The 17,823-nt window shown below is 61.4% G+C and carries 17 protein-coding genes; 10 read left to right on the plus strand and 7 right to left on the minus strand.

Translation table 11 applies throughout. The annotated features are described in order from the left end of the window. The first annotated feature begins 105 nt into the window (after positions 1-105). Positions 106-1,515, plus strand: coding sequence for a putrescine-ornithine antiporter (potE, locus tag J3P94_RS15395; protein WP_434568654.1), 1,410 nt, complete (start codon positions 106-108; stop codon positions 1,513-1,515). Beyond that, positions 1,512-3,800, plus strand: a complete 2,289-nt coding sequence (locus J3P94_RS15400) for an Orn/Lys/Arg decarboxylase N-terminal domain-containing protein (RefSeq protein ID WP_434568655.1) — start codon at positions 1,512-1,514, stop codon at positions 3,798-3,800. Before potE ends, J3P94_RS15400 begins: the two co-directional genes overlap by 4 nt. A gap of 1 nt (position 3,801) precedes the next feature. On the opposite strand, the gene J3P94_RS15405 is transcribed toward J3P94_RS15400, so the two are convergent. After that, on the minus strand, positions 3,802-4,365 hold the full coding sequence (locus J3P94_RS15405; RefSeq protein ID WP_434568656.1) for a TetR/AcrR family transcriptional regulator: 564 nt from the start codon (positions 4,363-4,365) through the stop codon (positions 3,802-3,804). Between the two features lie 188 nt (positions 4,366-4,553). Here J3P94_RS15405 and J3P94_RS15410 point away from each other — a divergent pair, with 188 nt between their 5' ends. Further along, positions 4,554-5,210 (plus strand): glutathione S-transferase, encoded by a 657-nt coding sequence (locus tag J3P94_RS15410; protein WP_434574182.1) that lies wholly within the window; start codon positions 4,554-4,556, stop codon positions 5,208-5,210. A 77-nt stretch (positions 5,211-5,287) separates the two neighbouring features. Here J3P94_RS15410 and J3P94_RS15415 read toward each other — a convergent pair whose 3' ends face one another. After that, positions 5,288-5,983, minus strand: a complete 696-nt coding sequence (locus J3P94_RS15415) for a tRNA (adenine(22)-N(1))-methyltransferase (RefSeq protein ID WP_434568657.1) — start codon at positions 5,981-5,983, stop codon at positions 5,288-5,290. Between the two features lie 247 nt (positions 5,984-6,230). On the opposite strand from J3P94_RS15415, the gene J3P94_RS15420 reads away from it, so the two are divergent. Then, complete coding sequence (locus tag J3P94_RS15420) at positions 6,231-6,965, plus strand: substrate-binding periplasmic protein (protein ID WP_434574184.1); 735 nt, start codon at positions 6,231-6,233, stop codon at positions 6,963-6,965. Between the two features lie 6 nt (positions 6,966-6,971). Here J3P94_RS15420 and J3P94_RS15425 read toward each other — a convergent pair whose 3' ends face one another. Then, positions 6,972-7,436 (minus strand): winged helix-turn-helix transcriptional regulator, encoded by a 465-nt coding sequence (locus J3P94_RS15425; protein ID WP_434568658.1) that lies wholly within the window; start codon positions 7,434-7,436, stop codon positions 6,972-6,974. A 141-nt stretch (positions 7,437-7,577) separates the two neighbouring features. Between J3P94_RS15425 and J3P94_RS15430 the strand changes: the two genes are divergently transcribed. Then, positions 7,578-8,759: an MFS transporter gene (locus J3P94_RS15430; protein WP_434568659.1), complete on the plus strand. Its 1,182-nt coding sequence runs from the start codon at positions 7,578-7,580 to the stop codon at positions 8,757-8,759. Between the two features lie 240 nt (positions 8,760-8,999). After that, positions 9,000-9,245 (plus strand): hypothetical protein, encoded by a 246-nt coding sequence (locus tag J3P94_RS15435; protein WP_434568660.1) that lies wholly within the window; start codon positions 9,000-9,002, stop codon positions 9,243-9,245. Positions 9,246-9,305: 60 nt separating this feature from the next. On the opposite strand, the gene J3P94_RS15440 is transcribed toward J3P94_RS15435, so the two are convergent. Then, on the minus strand, positions 9,306-10,190 hold the full coding sequence (locus J3P94_RS15440) for a LysR substrate-binding domain-containing protein (protein WP_434568661.1): 885 nt from the start codon (positions 10,188-10,190) through the stop codon (positions 9,306-9,308). Positions 10,191-10,296: 106 nt separating this feature from the next. On the opposite strand from J3P94_RS15440, the gene J3P94_RS15445 reads away from it, so the two are divergent. Next, positions 10,297-10,752: a PACE efflux transporter gene (locus J3P94_RS15445; protein WP_434568662.1), complete on the plus strand. Its 456-nt coding sequence runs from the start codon at positions 10,297-10,299 to the stop codon at positions 10,750-10,752. Positions 10,753-10,762: 10 nt separating this feature from the next. On the opposite strand, the gene J3P94_RS15450 is transcribed toward J3P94_RS15445, so the two are convergent. Beyond that, positions 10,763-11,617 carry a LysR family transcriptional regulator gene (locus tag J3P94_RS15450; protein WP_434568663.1) on the minus strand — a complete coding sequence of 285 codons (855 nt, stop codon included), beginning with the start codon at positions 11,615-11,617 and terminating at the stop codon, positions 10,763-10,765. Between the two features lie 74 nt (positions 11,618-11,691). Here J3P94_RS15450 and J3P94_RS15455 point away from each other — a divergent pair, with 74 nt between their 5' ends. Beyond that, positions 11,692-12,654, plus strand: a complete 963-nt coding sequence (locus J3P94_RS15455; protein WP_434568664.1) for a DMT family transporter — start codon at positions 11,692-11,694, stop codon at positions 12,652-12,654. A gap of 69 nt (positions 12,655-12,723) precedes the next feature. After that, positions 12,724-12,993 (plus strand): YceK/YidQ family lipoprotein, encoded by a 270-nt coding sequence (locus tag J3P94_RS15460; protein WP_434568665.1) that lies wholly within the window; start codon positions 12,724-12,726, stop codon positions 12,991-12,993. Between the two features lie 191 nt (positions 12,994-13,184). Here J3P94_RS15460 and J3P94_RS15465 read toward each other — a convergent pair whose 3' ends face one another. Further along, positions 13,185-15,239 (minus strand): 2Fe-2S iron-sulfur cluster-binding protein, encoded by a 2,055-nt coding sequence (locus tag J3P94_RS15465; RefSeq protein ID WP_434568666.1) that lies wholly within the window; start codon positions 15,237-15,239, stop codon positions 13,185-13,187. Between the two features lie 204 nt (positions 15,240-15,443). After that, a complete protein-coding gene (locus J3P94_RS15470) occupies positions 15,444-17,051 on the minus strand; it encodes an ATP-binding response regulator (protein WP_305494943.1) in 1,608 nt (535 codons plus the stop codon). Positions 17,052-17,155: 104 nt separating this feature from the next. Here J3P94_RS15470 and J3P94_RS15475 point away from each other — a divergent pair, with 104 nt between their 5' ends. Further along, complete coding sequence (locus J3P94_RS15475) at positions 17,156-17,806, plus strand: response regulator (RefSeq protein WP_434574186.1); 651 nt, start codon at positions 17,156-17,158, stop codon at positions 17,804-17,806. Positions 17,807-17,823 lie beyond the last annotated feature (17 nt).

The raw sequence follows: 17,823 nt of genomic DNA on the forward strand, positions 1-17,823 counted from the left end.
TCCGATTCTTGACCAGCGGCGGCAAATCCCGCTGCGATATTCTGGCTTACTGCGAATCCTCTGCTATAGCTTAAGCCCTTCACTTCATGCATGTGGGGCAAGGGAATGTCAGTCGCCAAGAAGATGAGTGTGAGCCAGCTGACCATGCTGACCGCCGTCAACATGCTGGGGTCCGGCATCATATTGCTTCCGACCAAGCTCGCCGAAGTCGGCGGCATCTCCATCTTGTCCTGGCTGATCACCGCCACGGGCTCGCTGGCATTGGCCTACGCGTTCGCCCGCTGCGGCATGCTCAGCCGCAAGACCGGCGGCATGGGCGGTTACGCCGAATATACCTTTGGCAAATCCGGCAACTACATCACCAACTATACCTACGGCCTTTCGCTGTTGATTGCCAACGTGGCGATCAGCATTACCGCGGTCGGCTATATCCAGACGTTGTTCGAGATCAAGCTCGATTCCCTGCAAGTCGGCCTGGCGACCATCGCGCTGCTGTGGCTGACCACCTTCGCCAATTTCGGCGGCGCAGGCATCACCGGCAAGATCGGCGCCGTGACGGTGTGGGGAGTCATTGCCCCGGTGGTGCTGGTTTCCACCGTCGGTTGGTTCTGGTTCGACAGCAGCGTTTATGCCGCCGGCTGGAACCCTCACGACAAGACCTGGTACGAAGCGGCAGGCGCTTCGGTGGCGATCACGCTCTGGGCATTCCTCGGGCTCGAATCGGCCTGCGCCAACGGTGACGCGGTGGAAAATCCCGAGAAGAACGTGCCGATCGCGGTCCTCGGCGGGACCCTTGGTGCCGCAGTGATCTACATTGTTTCCACCAACGTCATCGCCGGCATCGTCGACAACGCCGAGCTGGTCTCCTCCACCGCGCCGTTCGGCCTGGTGTTCGCCAAGATGTTCACGCCGCTGGTGGGTGACATCGTCATGGGCCTGATGGTGCTGGCCTGCATCGGCTCGTTGCTCGGCTGGCAATTCACCGTGGCACAGGTCTTCAAGAGTTCGGCGGATACCGGCTATTTCCTGCCGATCTTCGCCAAGGCCAACAAGCATGGCGTGCCGATCATCAGCATGCTGATCCTGCTGGCGATGCAGACAACCATGGCACTGCTGACCATCAGCCCGGACCTGGCCAAGCAGTTCGATACGCTGGTGAACCTCGCCGTGGTCACTAACCTGGTGCCCTACATCCTCTCCATGGCAACACTGGTGACCCTGCAAAAAATTTCCAACGTCCCGGCCAACAAGGCCCTGGTCACCAACATCGTCGCGGGCGTCGCGGCGGCCTACAGCTACCTCGCGCTCTACAGCTCAGGCGAACAGGCGCTGATGCTCGGCGGCGTGGCGGTCATCGTCGGCTACACGCTGTTCGGTTACGTCAACACCCGCCTGATCCGCCTGGAGGCCATGAACAACAGCGTACCGACCCAGACCGTCGCGGCGCAGCACATCGTTGGCGAGCCCATTCCCGTCAACCACCTGAAGGCAGCTAACCTGGAGCCCTTGCCATGACGGAACATCGAAATCTGTTGGGGATGCTGGCCTTGCTGGTCTCCAATGCGCCCGACAAACGCAGCGTATTCGGTCGTGCCCTGATCCAGCTGATCAGCGACGTGGAGGACCGCGCCGTGAGCGTGCTGACCTCCGAAACCCTGAGTGATGCCAAGTCGATCCTGAGTTCCGACCCGGCCATCCAATGCGTGTTGCTCAGTTGGGAAATCGACACCAGCGACGACCACCGCGAATGCATCGACCTGCTCACCGCGCTACGCGAGCGCAACACCCGCGTACCAGTGTTCCTGATCAGTGATCGCAGCACGGCGTCCAATGTGCCGTTGATCGTCATGCAACATGCCGATGACTTCATCTGGCTGCCTGAAGACACCAGCCGTTTCCTCAGCGGGCGGATACTGGCGGCTATCGAGCGCTATCGCCAGGCAGTGCTGCCGCCGATGTTCGGCGCGCTGCTGAAGTTTGCCCGCAGCTACGAATATTCCTGGCACACACCGGGCCATGCGGGCGGCACGGCGTTCTTGAAAAGCACCGCCGGCCGGGCATTCTATGAATTTTTCGGGGAGAACCTGCTGCGTTCGGACCTTTCGATTTCCGTCGGCGAGCTGGGTTCCTTGCTCGACCACAGCGGCCCCATCGGACAGGGCGAGCGTTATGCCGCCAAAGTGTTCGGCGCGCACCGCACCTATTACGTCACCAACGGCTCATCGATGTCCAACCGCGTCATCCTGATGGCCAGTGTGACCCGTGACCAGATCGCATTGTGCGACCGCAACTGCCACAAATCCGCCGAGCATGCGATGACCCTCTCCGGGGCCATTCCGACCTACCTGGTGCCGACCCGCAACCGCTTCGGCATCATCGGCCCGATCCTGCCGCGGACCCTCAGCGCCGAGGGGGTGAAGGCCGCCATCGCAAGCAACCCGCTGGTCAAGAGTCACATCGACCCGACGCCGGTGCATGCGATCATCACCAACTCCACCTATGACGGCCTGACCTACAACGTCACTCGCGTCGAAGAGTTGTTGGGGCAAAGCGTCGACCGCCTGCATTTCGACGAAGCCTGGTATGGCTACGCGCGTTTTAATCCGCTGTACAAGGATCGCTTTGCGATGCATGGCAGCCCGGACGATCACGACCCGTCGAAACCGACCGTGTTCGCCACCCAGTCCACGCATAAGCTGTTGGCGGCGCTGTCCCAGGCCTCGATGATCCATGTGCGCAACGGCCGCAATCCGATCCCCCACGGGCGCTTCAACGAGTCGTACATGATGCACGCCTCGACTTCGCCGAATTACGCAATCATGGCCTCCTGCGACGTCAGCTCGGCGATGATGGAGGCGCCCAGCGGGCAGATCCTCACCAGCGAGGCGATCGAGGAAGCCATCGCTTTCCGTCAGGTCATCTCGCATATGCAGAACGAAATGCGCAGCCATGACGACTGGTTCTTTTCCTGCTGGCAGCCGCCGTCAGTGCAGGTCGACGGGTTGTCGATTGCGTTCCACGAAGTCGACCCGGCCAGGCTCAAGGTCGATCCAGGCTGCTGGGTCCTGCACCCCAATGAGGTCTGGCACGGCTTCGGTGACATTGAAGACGGCTACTGCATGCTCGACCCGATCAAGGTCTCGATCCTCAGCCCCGGGATGGGCGACGACGGCAACCTGCTGGACTTTGGTATTCCGGCGTGTGTGCTCAGTGCCTACCTGGGCACGCAAGGCATCGTGGTGGAAAAGACCACCGACTTCACCATCCTGTTCCTGTTTTCCATCGGCATCACCAAGGGCAAGTGGGGCACGCTGGTCAACGCGCTGCTCGACTTCAAGCGCGACTACGACGCCAACCTGGAACTGGAACTCTGCCTGCCCGACCTGTTGAGCGCCAACCAGCAACGTTATTCCGGCATGGGGCTCAAGGACCTCGCCGAAGAAATTTTCGCCGCCATGAAACAAACCAGGACCACTGCCGCCATGGCCCAGGCGTTCGGCACACTGCCTGAGGCGCACTTCAGCCCGGTGGAGGCGTACGAGAAACTGGTCAAGAACGAGATCGAGCAAGTCACCCTCGAAGAAGCGGCCGGACGCATCGCCGCGACGGGTATCGTGCCGTATCCACCAGGAATTCCCTTGCTGATGCCGGGAGAAAACGCAGGGCCTTCGGAAGGACCGGTGCTGACCTACCTCAAGGCGCTGGAAAGCTTTGACCGATCGTTCCCCGGGTTCACCCATGACACCCATGGAATTGAAAGCGAAGCGGGCACTTATCGATTGCTGGTGCTGAAACAGTAGCTCAAGCCGGGATGAGTCCGGCCTCCTGGTAGCTGAGGATCAGTTCATCGAACAGGCTGATGTCGAGCCGCGTCCGGGCGATCAACTGGGCACCGGCGACAGCGGTGTAAATGGCCAGGGCGCGGCGTTCACACTTTTCCACGCTGCCCGTGCCGGCGGCTGCCAGCACCTCGGCCAGCCACGCCACGTTGGCGTCGGCGAAGGCCTTGACCTCACGCTTCACCGGCTCAGGCAAGTCTTCGTGTTCGGCCGCCATGAAGCTGGACAGGCAGAGTCTGTTGCCGTCTTCCAGTGACTTGCGAAAGATCGAGGGGTACAGCCGCAAGCAACCATGTGGGTCGGGGTTCTCCTCACGGATCGTCTTCAGAACGGCGACCGCGTCCTGCCAGTAGCGTTCAGCTACCGCCGCGCCCAGATCGGCCTTGCTGGGGAAGTGGTAGTAGATACTCGCGTTCTTGATCCCCACCGCTTCGGCAATGCTTCGAAAGTTGATTCCGCTGTAGCCATGGGTCTGCGCAGCGCTTTTAGCGGCTGCCAGGATGGCTTCCCGAGCGTTTTCGCTCACGTCCCGTTCCTCATTCTGAATGGCTGAAACCTGGCTGATTGTACCCGCAGCCAGTTTACCTGCCAAGTGACAGGTAGGGGTTGACAGCCGAAGGATAGTCGCCCAATCTTTTACCTACCAATTGACAGGCAGGTAACTTGATCATGACTCTTCTCCACTCCCACCACGACGTTTCCGAACTCCCAATGATGAAAATCCATGACTGGTTTGACGGCCCCTATCCGGCGCGAGTACGCATCGCCCTGGCAGAGAAAGGTCTACTCTCGAAAACCGAATTCGTCTCGGTCAATCTATGGACAGGGGAACACAAGAAGCCGGCGTTCCTCGCGATCAATTATTCGGGAACGCTGCCGGTATTGGAGCTGGAAGACGGCACGCTCATCGCCGAATGCACGGCGATCACGCAGTACCTGGACGCCCTGGTTGGCCCCCCTGCCCTGATCGGTGAAACGCCTTTGGAGAAAGGCCTGATCCAGATGATGACCAAGCGCGCCGAAATAGAATTCCTCGATGCGGTCAGCGTGTACTTCCACCATGCGACGCCGGGGCTAGGGCCGGAAGTCGAGTTGTACCAGAACGCTGAGTGGGGCATGCGCATGCGCGACAAGGCGGTCAGGGGCATGCGTTATTTCAACGACCTGCTGAGCCAACGCCCGTTTGTTGCAGGCGAGCGTTTTTCGATGGCAGACATCGCGGTACTGGGCGGCATGATCTTCGCCTCGCTGGTCAAGTTGCCAGTGCCCGAGGAATGCCAGGCGTTGCTGGCATGGCATTCGAAGATGCAGGCAAGACCCAGCGTCCAGCAATGGCGAGCGATGGTCGAGCGCGGTGCAGCGCAACGTTGAAGTAAAAGCGCATCCGCCATTCGATGTAACGGCGGCGGATGCGCCTTGTCAGCCAGTCGCGGAACAGCTCGAGCGGCTCACGCCAACAATTCGCTGATCCAGCGAATTTGCCGTGCGATCTCCTGCACCTTTTCCTGCGCCACGCCCTGCTGCGCCCGGGTGAGGTTAGCCAGGTTTTTGTGTTTGAAGCGCAGCATGCGCTGCCACTTGTCCAGGAATACCGGGCTGCGAGCCTGCATCTGCAGCGGGCCGAAGTACAGTTCCTCGGCGCTGTACGTCACCGGCCCATCGCGCTCGGCGACGACGATTTCGTAGTAGAAGCGGTTTTCCCGCAGCATTTCCTCATGAAGGATGCGGTAGTCGTGGGCCACCAACCATTGGCGCAGTGGCTGCTCGCCGCCGTTGGGCTGCAGGATCAGCCGTTCCCGGCCGTTCAGGCGGGACTTGCCGGCCTCGAGAATGTCGCGAATCGTCTCGCCCCCCATGCCGCACAGGCTGATCGCCGTTATACCGTCGCCGGGTTCGATCGCCCCCAGGCCGCTGGCCAGGCGCACGGCAATCGTGTGTTCCAGGCCGCTTTCGCGCACCGTGCGTTCGGCCGAGCGGAACGGCGTCAACGCCACCTCCCCGGCCACAGCGGCGCTGATCACACCACGACGTAGCAATGCCACCGGCAGGTAGCCGTGATCGGAGCCGATATCGGCAAGCCGGGCACCCGCCGGCACATGCGCTGCCACACGCTCCAGGCGCATGGATAATGTCTGTTCGTTCAAACTTCCAGTCCTATTCTCGCCAGGCAGGCCCGGCGTCTGTAGCCACGGTCAGGCGCGACACTGTACCAGCGACGGATGCAGTCAGGCTTGTGAACCCTCGCGCAGCCGGCCTGGCAAGGCACGCAACTGAGGGATCGTTCTCATAACGGAGCCGCAGCCGTCGTCAGCCACGTGTTTGGGTCTATGCTTGTCTTGGGTTCGCTCAGGAACGGCGAACCGCCTATCAGGAGAACATGTGAAGCATTCGATGCCTGCCGCAGCGCTGCTCTGTCTATTGCTCGGTTCAGGGGCCGCGGCTGAGCCATATCAGGTCGTGACCGAGGAATGGGCACCCTACAACTACGTCGAAAACAGTCAGCTCACCGGTATGACCACGGAAATCGTCCGAGCCATCATGACCCAGACCGGGGACGACTTCGAAGTAGTGCTGCAGCCCAGCATGCGGGCCACGCAAATATTGCGGACCCGGCCCAAGACCATCATGTACTCGCTGTTCCGCACGCCGGAGCGCGAACCGTTGTACAAGTGGGTCGGGCCGATTGTCGAAGAATCCATCCACGCCTATCAATTGGCAGACGCGCCGCCGATCACTTCGCTGGAACAACTGCTGCGCGCCCCGCAAATCACCACCCGCCATGCCGGCCTGGTGCCCCAGATGCTGAAATCGCTGGGCTTCAACAACCTGGACAAGAGCGCCACCGAGAGCAAGCTGCTCTACCGCATGTTGCTGGCCGGGCGGACGAATATCATCGTCGGCGATACCGATGCGGGAGTGGCGTATTACAGCCGCCAGTTGAAAATACCCACCGGAACATTGCGCAGGATTCCCATCGAACTCTACCGCTCCTCGCTGTACATCGCCTTCAGTGTCGACAGCGACGAGCAGGTGATTGCCAAGTGGGCCAGCGCGCTTGAGCATCTGCGCCGGTCCGGTGAACTGGCGCGCATCCAGCAACGCTACGAGCAACCTGCCGAACGCTGAAGCACATCAGCTTCCCGACGCGCCGGCAACCCGCCTGACCCGGTGACAATCCCACGGTTCGAGTTTCCGGCCGCTTGATGAGCGAACCTCGATCGGCATCAGCGGCTGCCCCGACTCGTTGTCTACCAACAGCGACCTTGTCTCCTGCGGGGTGAACAGGAACCTTTCGCCCCACTGCCTCAAACTGACGACCAGCGCAAAAGTCGCCTGGCCTTTTTCCGTCAGGACGTACTCCTTGTAGGCGCTCCCATCCGAGGCGGGCCGCACCTCGAACACGCCGACCTCGACCAGGGCCTTGAGTCGCGACGCCAGGATGTTCTTGGCCACCCCCAGGTTCTTCTGAAACTCGCTGAAGCGGCGAAGCCCATCGAAGGCGTCGCGGATGATCATCAGCGACCAGCGATCACCGATGACTTCCAGCGTGCGTGCCACGGGGCATTCGCGGTTATGCGACACATCGTTCTCAACCATCTTGTTTACCTTCGGACGGGGCTGCGGTACGCCGTTTACTCGTCGGTCAGTCTCGCCCAAGTGGTTGCAATTTAAAACCCAGTCCCGCATAAATCGCAAACAGGTTTTCAATTGAAACCAGGATTACCCACGGAGAGGAACATGAGCGCATTTACCGCCCTGGAACGAGGCTTGTCCAAAACGCTGACGTTATTGTTTTCGGTGACTTGCGCACTGGCCGTTGCCAATGTCTATTTTGCCCAGCCGTTACTCGCCTCCATCGCACAAAGCCTCGGCGTGACGCCCGGATCGATCGGCATCGTGGCGACGGCCACTCAGGCTGGATACGCGCTGGGGTTGCTGTTCATCGTGCCGTTGGGCGACAAGGTCGACAGCCGGCGGCTGATCCTGACGCTCGTGACCTTGTCGGTGCTGGCGCTGGCGGCCGTCGGCGCTTCCCGGCAGTGGCTGGTCCTGCTGGCAGCCATGAGCCTCACGGGCTTGATGGCGGTGGTCGTGCAGGTACTGGTCGCCTACGCCGCGCTGCTGTCTCCACCCGCCCAACGCGGGCAGGCCGTGGGCGCCTTGACCAGCGCGATTGTGCTGGGCATTCTCATGGCTCGGTTCACTTCAGGGCTGATCGCCGACCTGGCGGGCTGGCGTGCGGTTTATTTCGTTTCGTCAGGACTGATGCTGACGATCGCGGCAGTGTTATGGAAAATAGCTCCACCCGCCAAACCGCTACGTAACCAGCATACCTACCCAGCGCTCATTCGATCGCTGTTCAAACTGTTCCTGACTGAACCGGTCCTGCGCAGCAGAGGCCTGTTCGCCCTGCTGATCTTCGCGGCGTTTTCCGTGCTATGGACCGCCATGGTACTGCCCCTCAGTGCCGCGCCGCTGTCGCTTTCACACACCGCCATCGGCCTGTTCGGCCTGGCCGGCGTTGCCGGGGCGCTCGCCGCCAGGAGGGCCGGCCGTTGGGCTGACCGAGGCTGGGGGCAACGGGTGACCGGCCTTTCCCTGGGGCTGCTGGCGCTCTCCTGGTTGCCCATCGCCTTTGCCGAGTCGTCGTTGATCGCGCTGGTCGTGGGGGTGATCCTGCTCGATTTCGCCGTGCAGGCGGTGCATGTGACCAACCAGAGTTTTCTTTTCGCCGCGCGGCCCGACGCCCAGAGCCGCATGGTTGGCGCGTACATGTGTTGCTACTCGGTCGGCAGCGCGCTGGGGGCGGCAGCTGCCACTCAGGTGTATGCGCTTTGGGGCTGGCAGGCGGTGAGTTTACTGGGCGCCTCGATCAGCCTAGCGGCGCTGGTTGCATGGTATTTCTCGGCGCGGAGCTAGGCCTTTTTGACCCCTGGCAAAAACTATCGATAACGGCGTTTTCGCCAATATATTGGCGACAGAAACGGCAGTTTTAAAAACATTCGAAAAAGCGACAATATTCCGACAAATGGCACTGGCGTGCCATTGCTGAAGGTTCGATGAAGCGCTCATCATCCGCCTCATCGGCCCTGCCTGTTCAACTGAACAGCGGCAGGCGCTGAGGTAGTCAATCGCATCGCCCAGCGGAGCAATACAAGGATGATGACCGTATATTTTGTCGTTATGACGATTTGCAGTGGCTTCGAGGGCTGCGTTGAAGAACGCAGACCGGGGCCGACCTACGCTTCAAGGCAGATCTGCCTTGAGACGGCCAGGGAGATGACGCCGCGCAAGGGCGTGAAGTTCAAGTGCCGCAGCGAGCGTTCCAACGTGATTTTCACCGAGGCACCGCATCCAGAAAGTTACGAGAGTCTCGTCTCGACCAAAGTCCAGGGACAGCCTTGACCTCGAACCTGTTCCCGCGCCAATCGGGTTTTCCATGGCCCAGCCGTTTGACGCCCTGTTTCAGCAGGCGCCCTGCCCCAGCAACCATTCACTGAATGCCCGCACCGCTGGCTGCCGCTCCCGTCCCGGTACGCACACCAGGGTATAGCGCGCGCCCGCCAGGCGAACCTCCGGCCGATAAGGCACTAACTGCCCGCGGGCCACAGCCTCTGCAACCAGGACCTGGCTGGCGAGCACCAGACCGTGTCCGACGATTGCCGCCTGCAGCGCGTGTTGCTCTTCGTCATAGCCTCGCACGCGGGCATTATCCAGCCAGACCGAAGTGCCGGCCCGGGCGCACCAGGCCGGCCAATCGACCGCGACATCGGAACTGCTCAGCCACGGCACGTCGATCAACTCGACGGGAGCCCCCGTTGCGGGAGGCTGCCAGCCGGGGTGGCAGTAGACGGCAAAATATTCATCCAGCAATGGCTGCTCGAACAGTTGCGGATCCGAGGTGAACACAGCGCGAATCGCCAGGTCGATGCTGGCGTCACGCTGCAGGTCGACGACGTCATTGCTGCTGTGCAGTCGGACGCTGATGTCCGGGTGCGCTCGATAAAAATCACCGAGCCGCGGGATCAGCCACAGGCTGGCGAAGGCCGGCGTCGTGCTCACCACCAGTGATTGCGCGACACAAGGCGGCGCCAACGTCTGCAAGCCGTGCTGGATCTCCGCCAAGGCCCGGTGGATATGCGGATAAAGCCGCTCGCCATCGAGGCTCAGGCGTACGTTCTGGCTGGAGCGTTCGAACAACCGCACGCCCAGAAACGCTTCGAGGCTCTTGACCTGATGGGAGATCGCCGCGGCGCTGATACTCAGCTCTTGGGCCGCCGCCTTGAAGCTGCCCAGCCGTGCGGCGGACTCGAAGCCGCGCAAGGCGGTCAGGGGCTGTCTGGCAAACATGGCGGCAAGCATTACTCAGGTTGAGCGAGGCTCAATTTAGCTCAATTGTGCGCCGCCGCTCAACTCGCCAGGCTGTGGTCCTGCCCCCTTTCCCAGGAGACCACCGATGCAAGGCGCACCTCGAAAAATCCTTCAAGCCATTCTCTACGAAGCCGGCGGCGTGCTGTTCGTGGCCCCCGCACTGGCGCTGATCTACCAGCAGGGCATGGGTTATTCGACCCTGCTGTCGTTGCTGATTTCTTCCGTCGCGCTGGCCTGGAACATGCTGTTCAATGGTTTGTTCGAAGCCTGGGAGCGGCGCCAGGACAATCGCCAGCGCAACTGGCGGCGGCGTCTGGGTCATTCGCTAGGATTCGAAGGCGGCCTGACGCTGATCCTCACGCCAGTGATTGCCGCGTGGCTGGGTATCAGCCTGTGGCAGGCATTGGCGACAAACCTGGGGCTCTTCGTGTTTTTCTTTTTCTACGCCCTGGTTTTTCAGTGGGCATTCGACCGGGTGTTTGATGTTCCGCTTTCGGCGCAGCCCGACCAGGCCTCGACCTGCAAGGCCAACGCCACCTGAAACAGCCCGCCTACAGTCGAAAACGCTGCTCCATGGCCTGGCCAAGCAGGTCTACCGCTTCATTGCCGCGTGATGCCTGGGAGCGCATGAACACCACTGCATGGTCGGCGATCACCGGCAGGCCATCAAGGATCCGCATGTGCTCGGTCACGCGAGCACGGTCGATCAGGCTGATCGCCAGGCCGGCCTCGACACAGGCCTTGACGGCCTGGTTGGACGGGCTTTCCAGAACTACGCGCAGCCGGTAACCGCTCTCCCTGAGCGCCTGCATCATGGCTTGCCGATAAGGGCACTGCGCTGCATGCACAGCCAAGGCGAGCGGCTGCGCCGGGTTGGCCGTCGCCTGAATCGCGCCGACCCAGACCGGCGTCGTGGTAGTCAACACCTCGGTTTCCTCCCTTGGCTGATCCATCGGCTGAGCGAGCACGGCCGCTTGCAGTTTCCCGCGCTGCACCTGCTCACGCAGGGCATAACTGGGGGCCGTCCTGAGCTCGAGGATCACGTTAGGCCAGGCTGCGGTGAATGTCGGCAGGATGTCGCGGATGACGTGGTCGGCGTACTCGTCCGGCACGCCTAACGTGATGCGACCCGCCAGCCGCGTGCCGTGCAGGTCGGCCAGCACCCGATCGTGGGTGGTGAGCAACTCGGTGGTGGAAAGCAGCAAGCGTTTGCCCAGTGCGGTCAGGGATACCGCCTGATTGTCGCGGTTCAGCAAACGGCCGCCAGCGACCGCTTCCAATCGCTGGATATGCACGCTCACCGCCGCCGGGCTTTTGTGCAGCTGCTCGGCTGCGGCGCTGAATTTGCCGATGCGCGCGACGGCGTGAAAGGTCCGTATCAGCTCGATATCCAAAATGGCGGGCATGATTCATCTTTCCTGAACGACTGCTGCAAGATATTTTGATTTATTAGATTAGGCTGCTTTCGTAGCCTGTGACCATGAACCAGCCCAAATCGATCACTTGCCCTTTGCCGTCCAGCGTCTATTGGCTGATCCCCTTGCCTTTGCTGGAGGCCGCCCTGCTCCTGGCCTGGAGCTCCGGGTTTGTCGGTGCGCGATTCTCCATTGATTACGCGCCGCCATTGCTGGTGGTGTTCTGGCGCTGCCTGGTAGTCACACTGGTGCTGTTTCCTTTTGTCGCCGGGCAGTTGCGGCGAGCCTCGCGGGTCACTTTGTTGAAAAACGCCGGCATCGGCCTGCTCGCGATGGCTGGGTACCTGGCTGGCATCACCCAGGGCATCGCCTTGGGCGTGCCGGCCGGGCTGGCGGCGTTGTTCGCCGATCTGTTGCCGATAGGCCTGGCGTTGCTGGCCGCCGGTGCGCTGGGACAGCGCTTGGCGCCGCGAGTCTGGGCCGGGCTGATGGTCGGCCTGATCGGCGTTGCGCTTGGCACCCACGGCGCGCTGGCTTGGGGCCACGCGCCACTGTGGGCGTACGGGCTGCCATTGCTGGGAATGTTTTCGCTGGCTATCGCGACCCTCTGGCAAAAGCGGCTGCCTGCCTCGCAATCGCTCGGCCTGCTGCCTAACCTCTGGCTGCAATGTGGCGTCTCTGGCCTGGCATTCGCCGTGATCGAGGGCACGCAAGGCAGCCTGGCGCCGATACCGAGTACCGGGTTCGCGCTGAGTGTGCTGTGGACGGCAGGTTTGTCGACAATGGGCGGTTACGGGCTCTATTGGCTGTGTCTGCGCCGGGCGTCCACCACCCGCGTCGCCAGCGTCCTGTACCTGAGCCCACCGATCACGATGCTGTGGGCCTGGGCGATGTTCGACGAACCGCTTTCATGGCAGATGGCACTGGGGATGGCGGTTTCCGCCATCGGGATCTGGCTGGTGGTGCGTGACGAAAGCCGAGAGACGCGACGTACTGAAAATCGGCGGGAGTCATCGCGAGTTCGCTGAGTCGGGCGGATAAATCAATTTGAGCCCGATCACAGTGCTACAGTCGCGCACCAATTACGAGGGACCGCCATGCGCATCGTGGGAATTGCTTTGACCATCGCACTGCTGACAGGGTGCGCGACGGCCAACGAAACCTTTGGCACCGGGCAGCTTTGCGGTATTCATCCTTATTGCGGCGTGTCCGTCGATCTCCAGGTGCTCAAGGCGACGACCGAAGATAACGCGACCATCGCACGCGCACTGGCGCCGTTCGCAGTCATCGATCTACCCCTCAGCTTCGTCGCCGATACGCTGATCCTGCCCTATACCATTTTTCATATGAGACCGGCTGAGGAATAAACTCACTGTCCTGGGTATTGAACACACAGGCCCCTTCGCGAGCAGGCTCGCTCCCACACTTGAATGGGCCCGGCGTTGGATGTGTATGCGCCGCAGGACTCATGTGGGAGCGAGCCTGCTCGCGAAGGCGGCGTATCAGGCAGTGAGGATATTGAATGTGCTGGCGAAGGAACAAGCGCCAGCGCCGCACGCTAGACCTCCAGCACCAAAGGCTCGCTGCCCTGGGCCGGTACGGCGCAGCAGATCAGCACCTCGCCGGCGGCCACGGGCTCGGCCGGCTGGGTCAGGTAATGCACCTGGCCCTGGGTCATGCGGGTCTTGCAGGTGCCGCAGGATCCACCGCGGCAACTGAACTCCGGATTCAGACCCCGCGCCTCGGCCAATTCCAGCAGCGTCCCGCTTTCCGGTTCCCAGCGGGCCTCCTTGGCCGAACCGGCGAACAGCACCTTTACCGCTTCGGTGGCCGCCGGCACTTGCTCGGGCGCCGGTACGCTGACTTCGACGTCGCGCACCAGCGTGGACGGACCGAAGGTTTCGGCGTGAATGCGATCATCGGGAATGCGCAGCTTGCGCAAGCCGTCGTACAGCGCCTGGGTAAAGCTGCCCGGCCCGCACAGGTAGTAATCGTAATCATCGAGGGGCAACAGTTGCTTGAGCAGCGTCACTTCGATTCTGCCGGCCACGTCGTAGCCTTGCCCGACCGTCCCGTCGCTGGGCGGCTGGCTGACCATGCGCAGCACTCGCAATTTGTCACCGGCACGGGCTACCAATTCGTCGATCTCCTCGCGAAAGGCCAGGTCGGCCACGTGGCGAGCGCTTTGCACCAGCCAGACCGGGCGCATCCGGCTGATGCGTTTCCCCTGGTAGACCACTTCGCGCAGCATCGACAACAGCGGTGTGATACCGACGCCCGCCGCCAGCAGTACCAAAGGCCGGCGCTCAGTCGGATTCACCGTGAAATGGCCCTGAGGCGCCCGGGCGTCAATCTGGTGGAGCGCCTGGATCTGCTCATGCAGGTGCGAAGATACCGCGCCGTCACGCTTGACGCTGATGCGCAGAAAATCGTCCGACGGTGCGCTGGACACGCTATAGGTCCGGATCGACGGCACTTGCTGTCCTTCCAGCGTTATCCGTACGGGTAGATGCTGCCCGGCTTCGAACCGGGGTAAACCGACGCCGTCGTTGGTTTGCAGGTAGAAGGATCGAATATCGTGGCTTTCGTCCACCACCCGGGTGACCTGCAGCGCCCGCCATTTGCTGCGCAGGGCCTCGGCCTGCAAGCGCTCGGCGGTCTGCTCCCAACTGCCGGTCATCAATGAATTGGGCGAGTCACCCTCGTCCTGATCTTTCCAGCGCAACGGCAGCGCCGCCGGACGATGGACAATGCGCTGCGGAGTAAAACGCAACAGCCGCTCTGCGCCCTGGAACGCGGCGATCTGCGGATCGTCCAGCAACACTTGCGCCGAACCGCTCATCTGCAGCAAATCGCCCGTTTGGAAATCAACGAAGACCAGGCCCGCACGCGGGTTCAGCAGGATATTGCCCAGCGTGTTGAAGAACAGGTTTCCGGAAAAATCCGGAATGGTCAGCGTGCCGTCCTCGTCCATGCGCACAAAACCTGACTTGCCGCCGCGATGGGACGCATCGACTTGCCGCTCGCCGTCGCGTACCACGTAGGTGGCGATGTAAAACGAATCGGCCGCGGTGACCAGCCGCCGGACCAACGGGTCGGCCGCCTCCAGTTGGCGCGGTTCGGCGGGCTGCTCATCGACGAAACGGTACTGGCGCAGGTTGATGTAGCGTGGGCAGTTGCCATAGGCCTGGCTCACCGAGATCTCCAGCCCGCGCTCAAGCCGGCGGCGCACGACGCCGTTCATGCGGTTGCGGCGACGGGTGTGCAACTCGATACCGAGCATGCCGATGGCATCGCCCTCGCCCATACCTTGCTCGGCCGGGTCTTCGGGCTCCGGGTCGAAATGGATGTGCAACGTTTCCGGGTCCGGTGAATTCATGAAGCCGGGCTGCCCGGTGCGCAGGGTCGCCCAGACATCGCCCTGGCGATCCACCGCGCCCAGCACCACGAAAGGCAACTGAGCGTAAAACTCGCGGTGCTGATCCGGCATCCAGCTACGCGCCAGTTGTCGCTGGCCGACACCCGCCATCATTTCTACTGCCCCGACGGTGCGCTGCAAGGCCAACTCGCCTTCATGCCAGGGCGAAGGGGCTACTTTCGAGGCTTCGTTCATCGATCACTCCTTGCGCCTGCGACATTGCTGCCTGGGCCAGTGCGCTACGGTCAGGGTTCGTCCGTCACCCCCTTTGACTGGGTGTGTGGGCGGGTGGAGTCATCTTCTGCCCAATGCGCTGGCGCAGGAATACGCACGGATTGAAATCCATTGTTTCATCAAATGAAATGACGCGTGGCTTCGGGGCCGCTGGCCTGCCAGGGCCTAGATCCTCCAGGCAAAATTCTTCGTCAGTTCAAGCAGGGTCGTGCGCAACTCCGGCGGGCGCACGGGCTTGGCCAGGATCGAGATGTTCATGTGGTGCAGTGCATGTCGAATGCGTTCGATCTCATGCCCGGTCATGATCATCGCCGGCACCTCCCAGCCGCGCTGCTCACGAATCGCTGCGATACATTCGGCGCCAGACACTTTGGGACCCAGGTCGAAATCCGCAATGATGATGTCGCAGTCACTGCTCACGCCGACGCCGTCACTGTGGGTCTCGACGACGCAGCCCCACTTCTCCAGCAGCGCGGACGTCGCCATCAAGACGTTGGAATCGTCTTCCACCAGACACACCCGCAAACCCTGCAAACGGTTCTGTGGCGCAACCGGCCGGTCCACGGTGGTTCCGGGCGCGATCCTTTCCAGGCCCTGGATCATGGCGCGAGTGCCCTTGCCGAGCCTCGAATCCAGGCGGATGTCCAGGTTGATCAGATGACTGATGCGTTTGACGATCGACAATCCCAGGCCCAGCCCTTCGACGTCCTTGTCGCGCACATGACGCACCCGGTAAAACTCCTTGAACACCTCGGGCAGGTGCTCGGCGGCAATGCCCCGGCCCTTGTCATAGATGACGATCGACAGGCCGCTGCCTTGCGGACGAACACCGATTAGCACCGGTTGGCCGGGGGCGTACTTGAGCGTGTTGGAAATCAGGTTCTGCACCATCGTCGCCAACAGGCCGGCATTGACCTGGACCCAATGCCTGCAAGGCCGCAAGCGCAGTTCGACGCCGGCCCAGCGGGCGGCTTCGGTGTTCTGCTTGACCACGTCCTGCAGCAGCACATCAAGGTTGACCGGCTCGGCTTGCGGCTCAAGCTGACCGTTGTCGAGGGTGTAGATGTCCAGGATCGAACGAAACAGCTGCGAGACGATATGCAGCGATCGGTCGATGTTATCCACCAACCGTAGCTCCTCCCGGCCCAGCCTGGCGTCCCGCAAACAAGCGGTGAACAGGCCGATCGAGTGGATCGGCTGGCGCAAGTCATGACTGGCCTGGGCGAGGAAACGGGATTTTTCCTGATTCGCCGCAATCGCCTCTTCCGACGCGATGCGAGTGCGGGTCAGCAGGACGTGGGCATAGGCCGGCACGACGATTGTCGTCACTATCAAGGTCAGGAACAGGAAAGGCTGACTGCGCCAGAACGGCGTGAACAGGAAAATTGCCACCAACGTGGCCAAGGCAATCAACGTCGCGATCGTCAGGTAGCGCGTACCGAAACGCATGCCGTTGCCCAGCGTGACCCACAGCACGGCAGCGTACAACGGCAGCGCGCCCTCCCCGCCGACGAACAGCGCATAAGCCAGGCTTACGTAGTCGAGGGTCATGGCGAACAGTCGGCGCCAGAAGAAATGTCCCGGCCAGCGCTTGATCGCCATGCGCAACGGAATCGCGACGCCGAAGAAAAAGGTCATGTACCACATGATCGGTACATAGGTCGCAAAATCGCTGGAGGGAAGACTCGCAACGACAAAGACATATAGCGAGGCACAAGCCCCGACCGTCAATCTTAATGTGGCCTGGTCCAGCTCGCTGTTCTTTTCAGTCATATTCAAATCCATTTCCCAACATGAAAGGTTGTTCCAAACTTGAAACCCGACACCCACGTTTAAGGTACGATGCGCGGGACTGGAAGATCAGGAGGATCTTGCGCATGACCTGCAGAGTGATAGTAGCGGATGACCATCCCTTGTTTCGCGAGGGTATGTTAAGAACCATTGAAAGGCTTCTTCCGACAGCAATAATCGAACAGGCGGGTAATCTCGAGGAAGTACTGTCGCTGGCCAGATCCGGAGCAGAAGTGGATTCCCTGATTCTCGATTTGCGCTTTCCGGGCATCAAGTCGCTCGACGTCATCAAACAATTGCGCCAGGAATTCAAACGCACTTCGATCATTGTGGTTTCAATGGTCGAAGACATCGACGTCATTGACCAGGTCATGGCGTTGGGGGCTGACGGGTTTATTGGCAAAAACATCGACCCCGCCGGCATCGCCGAAGCCCTCATGGCGATTCGTGAAGGCGAAGTGGTCGTGAAATACCAGACGGAAAACTCAATACTTGTTGATGTCGAATCAACTGCGCTCTCCCAGCTGACCGCACGGCAAAGACAAGTGCTTGGCCTGATCGCCGCCGGCAAGACCAACAAGGAAATCGCCAAGGAGCTGGGGATTTCGCCCTTTACCGTCCGGATCCATGTCTCAAGTTTGCTCAAGGCGCTGGATGTCCCTACCCGCGCGGCTGCCGCCGCTCAATTCGCCAATGACCCGAGCGTTGATAAATGGCCAGGTAAATGTCGAACCTGAAGCACCCACCAGGCGTG

The organism is Pseudomonas sp. Z3-8 (assembly GCF_051131975.1).
Taxonomy (GTDB): domain Bacteria; phylum Pseudomonadota; class Gammaproteobacteria; order Pseudomonadales; family Pseudomonadaceae; genus Aquipseudomonas.

Excerpts from the sequence above, each read along its gene's own strand:
- J3P94_RS15450 (WP_434568663.1), bottom strand. The coding sequence starts at position 11,617 with ATGCCCGCCATTTTGGATATCGAGCTGATACGGACCTTTCACGCCGTC.
- J3P94_RS15455 (WP_434568664.1), top strand. The coding sequence starts at position 11,692 with ATGAACCAGCCCAAATCGATCACTTGCCCTTTGCCGTCCAGCGTCTAT.
- potE (WP_434568654.1), top strand. The coding sequence starts at position 106 with ATGTCAGTCGCCAAGAAGATGAGTGTGAGCCAGCTGACCATGCTGACC.
- J3P94_RS15440 (WP_434568661.1), bottom strand. The coding sequence starts at position 10,190 with ATGTTTGCCAGACAGCCCCTGACCGCCTTGCGCGGCTTCGAGTCCGCC.
- J3P94_RS15410 (WP_434574182.1), top strand. The coding sequence starts at position 4,554 with ATGAAAATCCATGACTGGTTTGACGGCCCCTATCCGGCGCGAGTACGC.
- J3P94_RS15400 (WP_434568655.1), top strand. The coding sequence starts at position 1,512 with ATGACGGAACATCGAAATCTGTTGGGGATGCTGGCCTTGCTGGTCTCC.
- J3P94_RS15430 (WP_434568659.1), top strand. The coding sequence starts at position 7,578 with ATGAGCGCATTTACCGCCCTGGAACGAGGCTTGTCCAAAACGCTGACG.
- J3P94_RS15465 (WP_434568666.1), bottom strand. The coding sequence starts at position 15,239 with ATGAACGAAGCCTCGAAAGTAGCCCCTTCGCCCTGGCATGAAGGCGAG.
- J3P94_RS15445 (WP_434568662.1), top strand. The coding sequence starts at position 10,297 with ATGCAAGGCGCACCTCGAAAAATCCTTCAAGCCATTCTCTACGAAGCC.
- J3P94_RS15425 (WP_434568658.1), bottom strand. The coding sequence starts at position 7,436 with ATGGTTGAGAACGATGTGTCGCATAACCGCGAATGCCCCGTGGCACGC.
- J3P94_RS15470 (WP_305494943.1), bottom strand. The coding sequence starts at position 17,051 with ATGACTGAAAAGAACAGCGAGCTGGACCAGGCCACATTAAGATTGACG.
- J3P94_RS15460 (WP_434568665.1), top strand. The coding sequence starts at position 12,724 with ATGCGCATCGTGGGAATTGCTTTGACCATCGCACTGCTGACAGGGTGC.
- J3P94_RS15420 (WP_434574184.1), top strand. The coding sequence starts at position 6,231 with ATGCCTGCCGCAGCGCTGCTCTGTCTATTGCTCGGTTCAGGGGCCGCG.
- J3P94_RS15475 (WP_434574186.1), top strand. The coding sequence starts at position 17,156 with ATGACCTGCAGAGTGATAGTAGCGGATGACCATCCCTTGTTTCGCGAG.
- J3P94_RS15435 (WP_434568660.1), top strand. The coding sequence starts at position 9,000 with ATGATGACCGTATATTTTGTCGTTATGACGATTTGCAGTGGCTTCGAG.